Origin of the sequence: Ideonella sp. (assembly GCF_041287625.1) — a bacterium.
Taxonomy (GTDB): Bacteria; Pseudomonadota; Gammaproteobacteria; order Burkholderiales; family Burkholderiaceae_C; genus Ideonella.
Genome location: NZ_JBGGNH010000016.1, coordinates 43249 through 57271, shown reverse-complemented (window position 1 = coordinate 57271; position 14023 = coordinate 43249). Strand labels below are relative to the sequence as shown.

The following is a 14023-nucleotide window of genomic DNA, read 5'->3' as shown; positions in this document are numbered from 1 at the left end:
GTCACTTGACGCGCTGCTTCTCCAGCTTGCGCGCCAGCGTGCGGCGGTGCATGCCGAGTCGGCGGGCGGTCTCCGAGATGTTGAAGTTGGTCGCGGCCAGCGTGTCGTGGATGTGTTCCCACTCCAGCGTCTTGATGGACGTGGTGCGCTCGGTCAGCTCGACTTCGGCATTGCCTTCGCTGCGGTCGAAGGCGGCAATGATGTCGTCGGTGTTGGCAGGCTTGGCCAGGTAGTGGCGCGCGCCCAGCTTGATGGCCTCGACCGCGGTGGCGATGCTGGCGTAGCCGGTGAGCACCACCACCACCATCTCCGGGTTGTGCGCCAGCAGCACCTGCACGCAGGCCAGTCCGGAAGAGCCGTTGGCAAGCTTCAGGTCGACGACGGCGTATTCGGGGCTGTGCAGCGGCAGCAAGGCCTGCACGCCGTCCAGGCTGGCGGCGCGGCGCACTTCGTAGCCGCGGCGCTCGAAGGAGCGGACCAGCGTGCGCGCGAACGCGTCGTCGTCCTCGACGATCAGCAGTTGCGGTTCAGTGTCCATGGCGGGTTCCTTCGGATTTCTGCAACGTCAGGCTGGCCAGCGGCAGCGTCACGCTGACCTCGGCACCGCCCTCGGCCGGGTTGCGGGCGATGATGCGCCCGCCCAGCAAACGGGCCACGTTGACCGACAGGAACAGGCCCAGGCCGCGACCGGGCTTGTTCTTGGTGGATTGGTAAGGCTGGCCGAAATGGGCCAGCATCTCTTCGGCAAAGCCGGGGCCCTGGTCCTGCACGCGCAGCACCAGCGTGTCGTCCTCGTCGCAACTCGCAAGCAGGCGCAGTCGGCCTTGCGGAGCGGCTTCCAATGCGTTGTCCAGCACATTGCAGATCATCTGCTTGAGCGCAGTGTCCGACACGATGGGCAGGTCGGGCGTATTGCTGCGCTCGTAGACGAAGTCCCCTGGCTGGCGCGTGAGCTGCCATTCGGTGGCGAGCTCGTCCAGGAAGGCATGCAGCGTGGTCAGCACCGGTGATTCGCCGCGCGCCTCGCCGGCGGCCATCAGGATGCCGCTGACGATGGTCTTGCAGCGCTTGAGCTGGGCCTGCATTTCCTCGATCTCCTCGCGCAGCTCCGGGTCGCCGGCAAACGGCGCCATGCGCGACCAGTCGCCGACGATGACCGACAGCGTGGCCAGCGGCGTGCCGAGTTCGTGCGCTGCGCCGGTGGCCAGCAGGCCCATGCGCACGATGTGGCCCTCTTCGGCGGCGCGCTGGCGCAGGTCGGCCAGGCGGGCGTCTCGCTGGCGCAGGTTGCTGCCGATGCGGCCGATGAAGATCACCAGCAGCGCGGCGTTGATCAGGAAGCACATCAGCAGGCCGCCGATGTAGTGCATGGACAGCGGCGAGTCGTCCAGGTCGGGCAGGATCAGCGGGTGATGCCACTGGGTCAGCGCCACCAGGCACAGCGAGGTCAAGGCCACCATGGCCCAGACAAACGGCGTGCGCAACAGCACCGCGGTGACGACCACCTGCAGCAGGTAGAGGAAGACAAAGGGGTTGGTGATGCCGCCGCTGAAGAACAGCTGGCCGGTGAGCACCAGCACGTCGACCAGCAGGCCGGCGAACAGCTCGGCCTGGCTGATCTCGCGGCTGGCGCGGGCACGCAGGCCGCAGGCCAGGTTGAACACAGCCAGCGAGGCCAGCAGGACCAGCATTTCGCGGATCGGCAGCCCCAGGTCCAGCACCAGCTGCACGGTGCCGATGGTGGCGAGCTGCCCTGCCACGGCAACCCAGCGCAGCTGGATCAGCTGCAGCAGGTTCTTGCGGCCGGCCAGGCGTTCGGGCGCACGGCCGATTTCGGCAGTGGGGCGCGGAGGGTCAGCCTCGGCGATCGGCAGCGGGGTCAGGAGTGGCATGGGCGGAGGCGGCGGCAGGAAGTTGCCGCTGCCAGGCCCGGCGGGACAGCCAGATCAACGCTGCGGCCAGCATGGCCGCCAGCGTGAACCAGGTGACGGCGTAAACCAGGTGATTGTTGCTGAAGTTCAGCACGGTCAGGCCGGCGCGAGGCCAGGTCTCGGGGGTGCTGTCAGCGCCGGCAGCCTCGGGCGGCAAGGCCTGGTCAACGAAATACGGGGCAACCGGGCCACCCAGCCCGCGCGCAGCGGCAATGGCCCGCACGTCACGCGAATACCAGCGCCCTGCCGCCGGCTCATTGGCCTGCAGCAGGCTGCCCTTGGGTTCGGTGAGCCGCAGCAGGCCGGTCAGCACCTGCGGGCCTTGCGGCTCGGTGGCCAGGCGGCTTTCGCGGCTGCGAAACTCGGGCGGCACGTAGCCGCGGTTGACCAGCAGCCAGAAGCCCTGGCGGCTGTGCAGCGGGGTCAATACCCAATAGCCGGTGCCGTATTCGGTGCTGGCGCGCACCAGGGTTTCGCGGCTGTGGTCGAACTCGCCCTGCAGTTGCAGGCGGCGGTATTCGTCGGCACTGCGGTTCAGCGCCGGCCAGTCGGCCTGGCCCGGTGCGGCCACCGGTGGCGCAACCTGCTGGCGCGTCACGCGGGCGATCAGGTCTTGCTTCCAGGCCAGGCGTTTGACCTGCCAGGTGCCCAGTGCGAGCAGCCCGGCCAGCACCAGCCCGCCGGCCAGCAGGGCCACGAACAGCGCCAGCCGCCCGCGCGGCTTGCGCGCGGTGTCAGCGCTGCTCGTCATGCCTGCTGCCTGCGCTGGACTTACGGGGCAGTGCGCATGTCGTGCATCGGCATCATGTTGGTGTTCAGGTGGTACATCACCCAGATCGAACCCGACAGCATGATGAAGACCACGGCGCCGGTGAAGATCAGCGCCAGCATGGACCAGCCGCCTTCGACCTTGGCGTTCATGTGCAGGAAGTACACCATGTGCACGACGATCTGCACCGCGGCAAAGCCGAGGATCACGGCAGCGGTGACGCCGGAGGACGGCAGCACCTTGGCCATCACCAGCCAGAACGGGATGGCGGTGAGCACGACCGACAGCAGGAAGCCGACCAGGTAGCCCTTGAAGCTGGCATGGTAGGCAATGTCGCCGTGGTGGTCGTCATGGTCATGGTGGCCCTGACCGCGCTTTTGCAGGTGGGAGTTCGTCTCGACGACGTGGGTGCGGTGGTCGCTCATGGCAGCGTGCCCATCAGGTAGACAAAGGTGAAGACGCCAATCCACACGACGTCCAGGAAGTGCCAGAACATCGACAGGCAGACCAGGCGGCGCTTGTTCTCAAGGATCAGGCCACCCCGGTTGACCTGCACCATCAGCGTCACCAGCCAGATGATGCCGAAGGTGACGTGCAGGCCGTGGGTGCCGACCAGCGTGAAGAACGAGGACAGGAAGGCGCTGCGCTGCGGACCGGCACCTTCATGGATCAGGTGCGCGAACTCGGTCAGCTCCAGGCCCAGGAAGGCCAGGCCGAACAGGCCGGTGATGCCCAGCCAGAGCAGCACGCCGTTCTTGCGGCCAGCCTGCATCTGCAGCATCGCGAAGCCGTAGGTGATGGACGAGAACAGCAGCATCGCGGTGTTGGCCGCGACGACCGGCAGCTCGAACAGGTCGGCGCCCGACGGGCCGGCCGCATAGCTGCGACCGAGCACGGCGTAGCAGCCGAACAGCACCGCGAAGATGAGGCAGTCGCTCATCAGGTACAGCCAGAAGCCCAGCAGCGTGCCCTGCTCGGGATGGTGGTGGCCGTCGTCGTAGAAGACCGGCGCTTCGGCGCCGGCGGCTAGCGTGGGGGAAGAACTCATGTTGGACTTCTCAGGTGATCGGTCGGCTTCGGTCAAGCCAGCGCGGCCAGGGCCTTGGTGCGGGCGTCTTCGGTGCGGGTCACCTCGTCAGCCGGGATGTGGAAGTCGCGCTTGTAGTTGAAGGTGTGCACGATGATGGCCACCAGCATCGCAACAAACGACAGGCCGGCGAGCAGCCACATGTGCCAGATCATCGCGAAACCGAAGGCTGCGGCGATCACCGAGATCACGAAACCGGCGGCCGTGTTCTTGGGCATGTGGATGGCCTTGAAGCCGCTGGTCGGGCGCTGGTGGCCGCGCTGCTTCATGTCGTGCCAGGCGTCGTTGTCGTGCACCAGCGGCGTGAAGGCGAAGTTGTAGTCCGGCGGCGGCGACGAGGTCGACCATTCCAGCGTGCGGGCATTCCACGGGTCGCCCGTCAGGTCGCGCAGCTGTTCACGCCTGAGGTAGCTGACCAGCAGCTGGATCAGGAACGAGCCGATGCCCAGCGCGATCAGCACCGCGCCGAAGGCGGCGATGACAAACCAGATCTGCAGCGACGGATCGTCGAAGTGGCTCATGCGGCGGGTCACGCCCATCAGGCCCAGCACATACAGCGGCATGAAGGCGAAGTAGAAGCCGATGACCCAGAACCAGAACGAGCACTTGCCCCAGAACGGATCCAGCTTGAAGCCGAAGACCTTGGGGAACCAGTAGCTGATGCCGGCGAAGGCACCGAACACCACGCCACCGATGATGACGTTGTGGAAGTGGGCGATCAGGAACAGGCTGTTGTGCAACACGAAGTCGGCCGGGGGCACCGCCAGCAGCACGCCGGTCATGCCGCCGATCACGAAGGTGATCATGAACGCGATGGTCCACATCATCGGCAGCTCGAAGCGGATGCGGCCGCGGTACATCGTGAACAGCCAATTGAAGATCTTCGCCCCGGTGGGGATCGAGATGATCATCGTCGTGATGCCGAAGAACGAGTTCACGCTGGCGCCGGAGCCCATCGTGAAGAAGTGGTGCAGCCAGACGAGGTACGACAGGATGGTGATGACGACGGTCGCGTAGACCATCGAGGCATAACCGAACAGGCGCTTGCTGGAGAAGGTCGCGACAACTTCAGAGAAGATGCCGAACACCGGCAGCACCAGGATGTAGACCTCCTGGTGGCCCCAGATCCAGATCAGGTTCACGTACATCATCGCGTTGCCGCCAAGATCGTTCGTGAAGAAGTTGGTGCCGACGTAGCGGTCCAGGCTGAGCAGCACCAGCACGGCGGTCAGGATGGGGAAAGCGGCGACGATCAGCACGTTGGTGCACAGGGCGGTCCACGTGAAGACCGGCATCTTCATCATCGTCATGCCGGGCGCGCGCATCTTGATGATGGTGGCGATCAGGTTGATGCCTGACAGCGATGTGCCCACCCCCGCGATCTGCAGGGACCAGATGTAGTAATCCACCCCCACGTCAGGACTTGCCAGGATGCCCGACAGCGGCGGGTAGGCCAGCCAGCCGGTGCGGGCGAACTCGCCGACAAACAGCGAGGCCATCACCAGCGCACCACCGCTGGCGGTCATCCAGAAGCTGAAGTTGTTCAGGAACGGGAAGGCCACGTCACGGGCGCCGATCTGCAGCGGCACCACGTAGTTCATGAAGCCGGTCACCAGCGGCATCGCCACGAAGAAGATCATGATCACGCCGTGGGCGGTGAAGACCTGGTCGTAGTGGTGCGGCGGCAGGAAGCCGGCCGAGTCGCCAAAGGCCAGCGCCTGCTGGGCCCGCATCATCAGCGCGTCGGCAAAGCCGCGCAGCAGCATGATCAGGCCCATGACGATGTACATGATGCCGATCTTCTTGTGGTCGATGCTGGTCACCCAGTCGCGCCACAGCGGCCCCCAGACGCGGAAGCGCGTCATCAGCGCCAGCAGGGTCAGGCCGCCCAGCGCGACCATGATGAAGGTACCTATCAGGATGGGCTCGTGATAGGGAATCGCCTCAAGACTGAGGCGACCAAAGATGAGCGTGCTGAGGTCGTGTGGATCGGACATCATGATCTCGGAAAACTGGTGCCGCGGCGGCCGTGCGCATTGTCACGGCCGTGGCGCGGCGGGCAGATGGGAAAAAGCGGGGTCTCTGGCCTCAGGTGCGGCCGTGCCAGCCTCAAGGGCGGGCCAGCAGCGGCCGGCCGTCCGGATTCTCCGGCGTGCAGATGGCCGCGACATAGGTCTGGTCGGCTTCGCGCCAGGTGCGGCTGGCCACGCCGGTGACGCTGCCCTTGCCCAGGCCGCCAGCGGCGTCGATCGCCATCATCTGGCCGGTGCACATCTTGTTGGCGTCGACGCAGCGGTTCAGGATGGCGTCGTACAGCGCCTTGTCGACGCTGGCGTAGCGGCGCACCGGCTCGCGCTCGCTGGGCTTTTCCAGTTCGGTGTAGACCGCGCGGTCCAGCGGCGTGCCCTGGGCCTTGTTGCTGTCGACCCACTTGGCGAAGTCGGCGTCCGACAGGCCCTGGAACTTGAAGCGCATGTGCGAGAAGCCGGCGCCGCTGTAGTTGGCCGAGAAGCCGTCGTACACCCCGGCCTGGTTGATCACCGCGTGCAGCGAGGTTTCCATGCCGGGCATGGCGTAGATCTGGCCAGCCAGCGCGGGCACGTAGAACGAATTCATCACCGTGGAGGCGGTGATCCGGAAGCGGATCGGGCGGTCCACCGGCGCAGCGAGTTCGTTGACCGTCGCAATGCCTTGCTCGGGATAGATGAACAGCCACTTCCAGTCCAGCGCCACGACCTGGACTTCCAGCGGCTTGACGTCGGCCGGCAGCGCGCGGGCGGCGTCAATGCGATCCAGCGGGCGATACGGGTCCAGCTTGTGGGTGCTGATCCAGGTCAGCGCGCCCAGCGCGATGATGATCAGCAGCGGTGCGCCCCAGATCAACAACTCCAGCTTCGTCGAGTGGTCCCAGTCGGGCGTGTAGATTGCCTCCTGGTTGGACTGGCGATAGCGCCACGCGAACAGCAAGGTCAATGCGATCACCGGAATGATGATGATCAGCATCAGCAGCGTGGACGTGACCACCAGCTGGGCTTGCTGGGCAGCAATGTCGCCCGAGGGCTTCATCACGACCAGGTTGCAGGCCGTCAGGGGCAGCGCAGCAAGCGCTGCGGCCAAGCGGGCGAGGGTTCTAGGCTTTGGGAACAACATCAGGAGAAACCAGACCAACGGGTAAACGACAGTTGTGCAGCGCGGCCGAATGTAAGCGGATTGCGCAGAACAAGCCATTGGACGTTTTGTCCAAGCCATGACCTTTCCTGCCGCAATGCCGGACTGTACTTTTTGTGGTAGCGACCCGGGGTATCCCCAGGCGCCCGGTGCAGTGATTTCGACCTATAACGCCTCATGAGCAGCACACCTACCCAAACTCTGTCGCACCCAGGCCTTTCAACGCCCAGCCGCGGCCATGTGCCGCTGGTGGACCACCAGAACGAGCCGAGCGTCGCCCCTGGCGACATCGCGGTCGGTGTGGTCATCGGACGCGCCTCGGAATACTTCGACTTCTTTGTCTACGGCATCGCCTCGGTGCTGGTGTTTCCGTCGCTGTTTTTTCCGTTTGTGGGTCGACTGGAAGGCACATTGCTGGCGTTTGCGCTGTTCGCAGCCGCTTTTGTCGTCCGGCCCGCAGGCACGCTGATCGGCATGCAGATCCAGCGCCGCTTCGGCCGCAGCACCAAGCTGACGGTCGCGCTGTTCCTGCTGGGCTCGTCCACCGCCGTGATGGCCTTGCTGCCCAGCTACGAGCAGGCGGGCACGATGGCCATCGTGCTGCTGGCGCTGTGCCGCCTCGGCCAGGGTCTGGCCATGGGCGGATCCTGGGACGGCTTGCCCTCGCTGCTGGCCATGAACGCGCCCAAGGGCAGGCGCGGCTGGTACGCGATGCTGGGCCAGTTGGGTGCGCCGCTGGGCTTCCTGATCGCCTGCAGCCTGTTCGCCTACCTGTGGAACGGCCTGACGACGGTGGACTTCCTGACCTGGGGCTGGCGTTACCCGTTCTTTGCGGCCTTCGCGATCAATGTCGTCGCGCTGTTCGCCCGGCTGCGCCTGGTGGTCACCCATGAATACGAGCAGGAACTGCAGGCACGGGAGCTGGAGCCCTGCAATGTGGCTGACTTGGTGGGGCTGCAGGGACCGAACCTGTTCATCGGTGCCTTTGCCCCGCTGGCCAGCTACGCGCTGTTCCACATCGTGACCATCTTCCCGTTGTCGTGGATCCTGCTGTATTCGCAACAGAACATCGGCAGCTTCCTGTCGCTGCAGATCGTCGGCGCAATGCTGGCGGGCGCGGCCATGCTGCTGTCCGGCATCCTGGCCGATCGCATCGGCCGGCGCCGGACTTTGGGACTGCTGGCCGGGTTGATCGCAGCCTTCAGCCTGTTCGTGCCGCTGCTGCTCAATGGGGGCAAGCCGGGGCAGGATCTGTTCGTGCTGATCGGCTTCGCGCTGCTGGGCCTTTCCTATGGGCAGGCCGCGGGCACTGTGACCTCGAACTTCCTGCCGCGCTTCCGCTACACCGGCGCCGCGCTGACGGCCGACCTGGCCTGGCTGATTGGCGCAGCTTTCGCGCCGCTGGTCGCCCTCGGCCTGTCTGCCCGCTTCGGTTTGGTATCGGTCACGGTCTACCTGCTGTCTGCCGCAGCCTGCACGCTGCTGGCGCTGCGCTTCAACCGCATGATGCGCGACAGCGGCGAGTGAGCCATGGCATGCGCCAGCTTCGTGGGGCAGCCAAAAGGCCGCCTTGTCACCTGCGCTTGCAAAAGTAGGTCTCGTCCTACAGCTCCACGCCGCGCGGGGGGCTAGACTTCCTACGGGGCCGACATCCTCCCTCCCTCCCTTTCAGTCGGCCTCTTTGGCACCCTCGCGGTGCCATTTCTTTTTGTGGCGCGCGTTTTCGAGCAGGTGAGCCGTTGCAAACCCGCGAAGTTTATTTTCGTATTGCAATGTATGCCGCGTTGAGCGCTCGACTCATTGACGCATGCAGCGAACCCAACTTCGGCGTCTGCCCGTAAGCCTGATTAAGCGTCTGCTAGAAGCGACATCGTGCGGCTGCGTAGTCCCGTAGGCGACCTCGACCGCCACGCCATCCCTCGTAGCTCGGCAAAGTGCTCTCGGCGAGCCTTGCCAGCCCAAAGTGAACGACCTCAGTCTCAGGAACTCCGAGGCGCGTGGCCATGGCCTTGACCGCCTTGCGGGTGACCCCAATGACGGAGTCCGTGGGCCGAATTTCAGCAACAGGGAATCGGTGGTAGTTGTCATCGTGCATCTCCTTGGCGCATATGAAGACAACATTCGCCTTGGCGACGACGGCGTTGACAGCCGCGCTGTTGGCCGCCTTGACGCTGGGGTCACCAGCGTTTCGACCGACGTCAGGCCCAGCGAAGCACCGCCGACCCACTGGTCTGCGACGTTGTCGGAGGTCGACAGGCTTTCGTCGCTGTAGGAGATGTACGGGTTGTATGCGTCGGTGGATCTCCAAAGCTTTCGCAACCCATGTCCGCTTGTGCGTGCCGTTGCCGTTTTCACTCTCGCGACGCCTCGCCTTCAGAAAGCCCTGGGCAGGCTCGCAATTCCTCAACACTCTTCCTCCGGAGTCGCACATGTCGCCACGCCACACCTTGCCCGAGTCTGTCGAGGCAGTCGCCCTCGCACGTCTGCCGTCGCGCAACCATGCCCGCATCGTCATGTTCGTGCTGGCGCTGGCGAGCGCTGGACTGGCCCACGCACAGTCGTATCCAACTGCTGCCAAAGCCAAGACAGCGCCTGGTGGCCAGCACCTGAAGTCAGGCGCCGCTGACTTGAATCCCCAACCGTTGCCACCACAATCAAGCGCCAAGTCAGGGCGCCTTGCGCCCAGCAGGCCGAACGGACAGGAGAAGGGAATCATCATCGTCGGAGGCAAGCCTGCTCAGGCTTCTGGCAATCGGAATCTGCAGCCACAGCTGCCGCAGCGCCGGTTGCCGGATGCCACGCGGTGAGCAACACCGCCGGTTGATGCTGTCCAAGGGCCAACGCCCTTATGGCTTGCCCAGCCGCACCGCGGTCGCAAGTGCCGTGTCCACATCGACGCGGTCCGGCGTGGGAAGCGTGTGGCGTGCGCTGTACAAGTCTGCGGCCGTGCGCAGCGAAGACTGCGCCGGCCCGGCCTGACCGCTCGCCAGCAGCACGCGCCCCAGGGTCGCCGCGGCGTCGGCTCGCACGAGTTCTGAAGGGTGCGGCGCGAGCGCCTGGCGCGATGCCTGTGCAAGTGCGACGGCTTCTTCATGGCGGCCCTGCCGGCTGCGCAGCAGGGCCAGACGGCCGTCGCTCTGCGCCTTCTCGAGCGGCGTCCACCGCGCCTGCTCGAGATCGGCAAAGACACGGTCGGCCTCGTCCACACGTCCCAGCCGCGTCAGCACCGATGCCAGCACCGAGCGAGCGCGCGCCGTTTGAGCGGTCGTTGCACCGACGGATGCGGTGAGAAGCGCCACGCTGCGCTGCAGTTCCACCAGCGCCTCTTTGTCCCGGCGCTGTGCCGCAAGCGTGCGGCCAAGCAAGAAGCGGCCAATGCCCTGGTTGCCGCCAGTGCCGCCGCGGACCCGTTCGCTCACATTCAGCGCAGCCCGAAACGCTACGACCGCGCCGTCGAGGTCCCCTGTCTCAGCGCGGGCGATTCCAAGGTAAACGGCAATCGGCTCCACGCGCGGCTGGTCGGCACCGAACAGTCGCAGCGCATCTGCATACAGCGCCTCCAAATCGGACAGCGCCTGCGCATGACGCCCCTCGGCGTCCAGGCCGCGGGACATCATCAGGCGGATGGCCATCACGTTGCCGGTGAGCCGATTGCCGTAGATCCGTCGCGCCACATCGACGGCATGGCGCGCCGCGTCTGCCAGCCCCGGCCCCTGTGTTGCATTCCGCGCATTGGCCAGCTGGCCCCAGGCGTTGAAAGCGTCGATTGGCCGTGCGCCCTCGCCTTGGGCTTGCACCGCAGCGACGGCAGCGCGTGCGGATGCAACGCCAGCCTCCCCTTGGGCGGCGGCCAACTGCGCGGTACTCAAATTCACCAGCGCTTCCACCTGCGCTTGCCCCTGGCCCAAGCGAGCAGCCTGCCGTGATGCCGGCTCGAGGACCGCGATCGCATCCTTGGGCCGGTCGATGCTGACGAGAGATAGTCCCTGCGCGATGGTGGCTGCCAGGGTCAGCGGGTGATCGGGACCCAGTTCGCGAACGGCCCGGTCGCGAGTCGTCAGCAGCAAAGCGGCCGCATCCTGGACCTGGCCCTGGGATTGCAATCCGGTGCCAACCGCCGTCATCAGTTCGATGGCGTTGGCGGGGCTGCCAGCCAGTTCTTGTTCCACACGCTGGCGTGCGGCTTGCAGCAGGTCAACTGCGGTGGTCGCGTTGTTCGCGCCCGACTCCATGTCGGCGCCGTTCACGATGGAAAGTGCAAAACGCTTGACCTGCTCTGCACGCTCGGCCTCCAGCCGAGCAGCACGCGCCTGCCAAAGCGCGACGGCCGTCCCGGTCACCAGGGCGAGCGACACTGCCCCGGCCGCCGCCACAGGAAGGGCCCGGCGAGCCAGGAAGCGCAGCGTCCGGTACCAGGCACTGTCGGGCCGGGCTTGCACCGGCATCTTGGCCAGATGCCGTTCGATGTCCTGCGCGAAAGCCTCGACGCTCGGGTAGCGATCGCGCGGGTCCTTCTTCATCGCGCGATTCAGGATGGCGTCAAGATCGCCGCGCAAGGCACGTCGCACCGCGGCATCGCTCACTGTCGTGCTGGCCAGCGGCACCTCCAACGCGACGATGGCTTCTTCCAGTGCAGCCTGCGTCTGCCGCTTCAGGCGATACGGCTTGTTGCCGCTGAGCACCTCGTAGGCGACGACGGCCAGGCTGTAGACGTCGCTGGCGGTGCCGATGGGTCCACCGCACAGCTGCTCTGGGCTGGCGTAGTCCACGGTCAGTGGACGGCCAGCGCGTTGTGTCAACGCTGAGGCCACGGCGCGCTCGTCGTCGAGCTGCTGGGCAATACCGAAGTCGAGCAGGCGTGCCTGTTCATCGGCGGTGACGAGGATGTTGGCGGGCTTCAGGTCGCGGTGGACAACCAGCCTGGCGTGCGCATGCGCGACAGCCTCGGCCACCTGAAGCAGCAGACGCAGCCGCCGCGCGATCGGCAGCTGGCGCCGCTGGCAGTAGCGGTCGATCGGCTCGCCGTCGACGTACTCCAGCGCGAGGTAGGGCCGGCCTTGGCTGTCGACACCGGCATCGTGAATGCCGGCAATGTGAGGGTGCGCCAGGCTGGCCAGGACGTCGCGCTCGCGCCGCAGCCGTTCATGCAGGCCTTCGCTCCAGTCGATGCGCGGCAGCTTCAGCGCCACCTGGCGCTGCAGTTCTCCGTCGTCGCGCTGCGCCAGCCACACCACGCCCATGCCGCCCTGCCCAAGTTCACGCAGCAGGCGATAGCTGCCGATGCGCATGTCGGGTACCAGGACGCCAAATGGCGCGTCGGAACCATCGGGCAGGCCATTCAGGCACGGCAGCGCGTCGCAAGGCGACGTTCCAGGCGTGTCCAGGCCGGCCAGCATCTGCCGCAGCGCCGCCTTCAACGGCTCCGCCTCTGCCAGGCCGTCCACCCAGGCAGCGCGGCGCCCGGGCTCGAGTTCGAGAGCCTCGTCCAGCAGGGCGCTCAGAGAAGACCAGTCGTTGAGCAGTGTCTTCAGGTCGATCAAGGGCAATGCACCTTTTCCTCGCGATGCCATAGCTTACAAAGCGACCGCCGCTGCGCGCGCATGTCCGACAGGCGGCGACGCGGCTGCCACCTCCGTGGCGTGCCGGCCGACGGTGAGCAGGCGCCGCGGGTCGCTGGTCTGTGCATGGCCCCAACGTCGGTCACATGCAGCCCTTGGACAACGAAGATTGAAGCCAAAACCGGACAATGGTGCGGCGAAATAAACCGCTGCAGCGCGCGCGAAGTCTCGGTAGGCTGGTGTTCCACTGACCACAGGACATGCCGTGAGCACACAGTATCCATGCCGTTGGAAACGCGCGGTGACTGCCGCCATTTTGGGCGCCGCAGCGGCGCATGCCATCGCCGACGGACCGAACCACAGCGAGGCCGACCTGACGGTGACGGGCGGGCCGCATGCAGGCCAGCACACGCTGAAGGTCGACGACGTCGGCTGCGAAGTGGTGCACCGCCCCGGAAAGCCGAAGTACTTCAATTCGAACTTCGGCTCGCAAGGCGTCAACGACCCCAAGAAGCTCAGCTTCGTGCTGATCCGCATTCCGGACGCCGACGGGCCCGGCAGCCCGCCACCATCAGGCTTCGAGGCGACCATCAACTTCGGCCCCTTCATGAACAAGGGGGCAACGGTCTACATGTCGGGCACCGACAAGAACAACCCGAGCCGCAAAGGCGGCACGGGCACGGTACTCCTCAAGGAGGATGGCAAGCAGGCGCGCGTCACACTGGATTTGCAGCCGCAGCCCGGCGTCGCCATCAAGGGCACGGTGACGTGTACCGTCATCGCCCGAGGCTGATTTCAGGTCGACTGTGGCGCATTGCCTGCATGGGCTGTGGCCCTTCCTGCGGCCATGCAGCCGTGCTCAGTCGCGCAGCGCCGCGGCCAGCAACATGCGGGCCTTCTGCCAGTCGCGGCGCACGGTCCGTGCGGAGAGGTCCAGCGCCTGGGCGATCTCCTCGTCGGTGTAGCCGCCGAAGTAGCGCATCTCCACCAGCCGGGCCAGCCGCTCGTCGTGCGCCGCAATGTCGTCGATGGCTTCGTGCACCCGCACGATCTGCAGCGCATGGTCGGCATCCTCAGCCGCAGCGGACTGTTCGTCGAACTCGACATGCTGCAGTCCGCCCCCCCGCCGCTGGCTGCCGTGCGAGCGTGCGATGTCAATGATGATGGACCGCATCGCCATCGCGACGTAGGCGAAGAAGCGTCCCCGGTCTGGCGCATCCAGGCGCCTCGCGGCCTGCAGCTTCAGATAGCACTCATTGACCAGCACCGTGGTGCCCAGGTCGCTGTCGGCCATCTTGCCTCGCAGCCGGGCGTGGGCGATGCGCCGAAGGTCGGGGTAGATGACCTCAAAAAGGTCGTTCAACGCGTCAGTGCTGCCGTCCTTGGCACGGCGGATGATTTCAGTGATGTCGCCCATGCAATCGATCAGTGTCCAGACCGCATGATTGCATGGAGGCCGGCCCGCCTGCTGGAGGGCTCTGATTTCTGTGGCCGCAGGTGGCGGCTGGTG

General features: G+C 65.9%; 12 protein-coding genes. 3 read left to right on the top strand and 9 right to left on the bottom strand.

Annotated features, from left to right (window positions below):
- Position 1: 1 nt before the first annotated feature.
- The 7 genes from ACAH41_RS06040 to cyoA form a co-directional block, all read right to left on the bottom strand.
- Positions 2–538: a response regulator transcription factor gene (locus ACAH41_RS06040; protein WP_325648656.1), complete on the bottom strand. Its 537-nt coding sequence runs from the start codon at positions 536–538 to the stop codon at positions 2–4.
- On the bottom strand, positions 528–1892 hold the full coding sequence (locus ACAH41_RS06035) for an ATP-binding protein (RefSeq protein ID WP_325648658.1): 1365 nt from the start codon (positions 1890–1892) through the stop codon (positions 528–530). Before ACAH41_RS06035 ends, ACAH41_RS06040 begins: the two co-directional genes overlap by 11 nt.
- Positions 1855–2682 (bottom strand): SURF1 family protein, encoded by an 828-nt coding sequence (locus tag ACAH41_RS06030; RefSeq protein WP_325648660.1) that lies wholly within the window; start codon positions 2680–2682, stop codon positions 1855–1857. Before ACAH41_RS06030 ends, ACAH41_RS06035 begins: the two co-directional genes overlap by 38 nt.
- A gap of 20 nt (positions 2683–2702) precedes the next feature.
- Entirely contained in the window at positions 2703–3125 is a 423-nt protein-coding gene (gene cyoD / locus ACAH41_RS06025; protein WP_325648661.1) for a cytochrome o ubiquinol oxidase subunit IV, read from the bottom strand.
- Positions 3122–3748, bottom strand: a complete 627-nt coding sequence (gene cyoC, locus ACAH41_RS06020) for a cytochrome o ubiquinol oxidase subunit III (RefSeq protein ID WP_325648663.1) — start codon at positions 3746–3748, stop codon at positions 3122–3124. The genes cyoD and cyoC overlap by 4 nt, the downstream gene beginning before the upstream one ends.
- A gap of 32 nt (positions 3749–3780) precedes the next feature.
- Positions 3781–5784 carry a cytochrome o ubiquinol oxidase subunit I gene (gene cyoB, locus ACAH41_RS06015; protein WP_370538217.1) on the bottom strand — a complete coding sequence of 668 codons (2004 nt, stop codon included), beginning with the start codon at positions 5782–5784 and terminating at the stop codon, positions 3781–3783.
- Positions 5785–5896: 112 nt separating this feature from the next.
- A complete protein-coding gene (gene cyoA / locus ACAH41_RS06010; protein WP_325648666.1) occupies positions 5897–6937 on the bottom strand; it encodes a ubiquinol oxidase subunit II in 1041 nt (346 codons plus the stop codon).
- 195 nt (positions 6938–7132) lie between these two features.
- Between cyoA and ACAH41_RS06005 the strand changes: the two genes are divergently transcribed.
- Both ACAH41_RS06005 and ACAH41_RS06000 read left to right on the top strand, forming a co-directional pair.
- Entirely contained in the window at positions 7133–8482 is a 1350-nt protein-coding gene (locus tag ACAH41_RS06005; RefSeq protein ID WP_325648668.1) for an MFS transporter, read from the top strand.
- Between the two features lie 902 nt (positions 8483–9384).
- Positions 9385–9762, top strand: coding sequence for a hypothetical protein (locus tag ACAH41_RS06000; protein WP_325648670.1), 378 nt, complete (start codon positions 9385–9387; stop codon positions 9760–9762).
- Positions 9763–9801: 39 nt separating this feature from the next.
- On the opposite strand, the gene ACAH41_RS05995 is transcribed toward ACAH41_RS06000, so the two are convergent.
- Positions 9802–12495 carry a protein kinase gene (locus ACAH41_RS05995; protein ID WP_325648672.1) on the bottom strand — a complete coding sequence of 898 codons (2694 nt, stop codon included), beginning with the start codon at positions 12493–12495 and terminating at the stop codon, positions 9802–9804.
- Positions 12496–12829: 334 nt separating this feature from the next.
- On the opposite strand from ACAH41_RS05995, the gene ACAH41_RS05990 reads away from it, so the two are divergent.
- Positions 12830–13306 carry a hypothetical protein gene (locus ACAH41_RS05990; protein WP_325648674.1) on the top strand — a complete coding sequence of 159 codons (477 nt, stop codon included), beginning with the start codon at positions 12830–12832 and terminating at the stop codon, positions 13304–13306.
- A gap of 66 nt (positions 13307–13372) precedes the next feature.
- Here the strand turns inward: ACAH41_RS05990 and ACAH41_RS05985 are convergent, their stop codons facing one another.
- Positions 13373–13930, bottom strand: coding sequence for an ECF-type sigma factor (locus ACAH41_RS05985; protein WP_325648675.1), 558 nt, complete (start codon positions 13928–13930; stop codon positions 13373–13375).
- Positions 13931–14023: the final 93 nt, after the last annotated feature.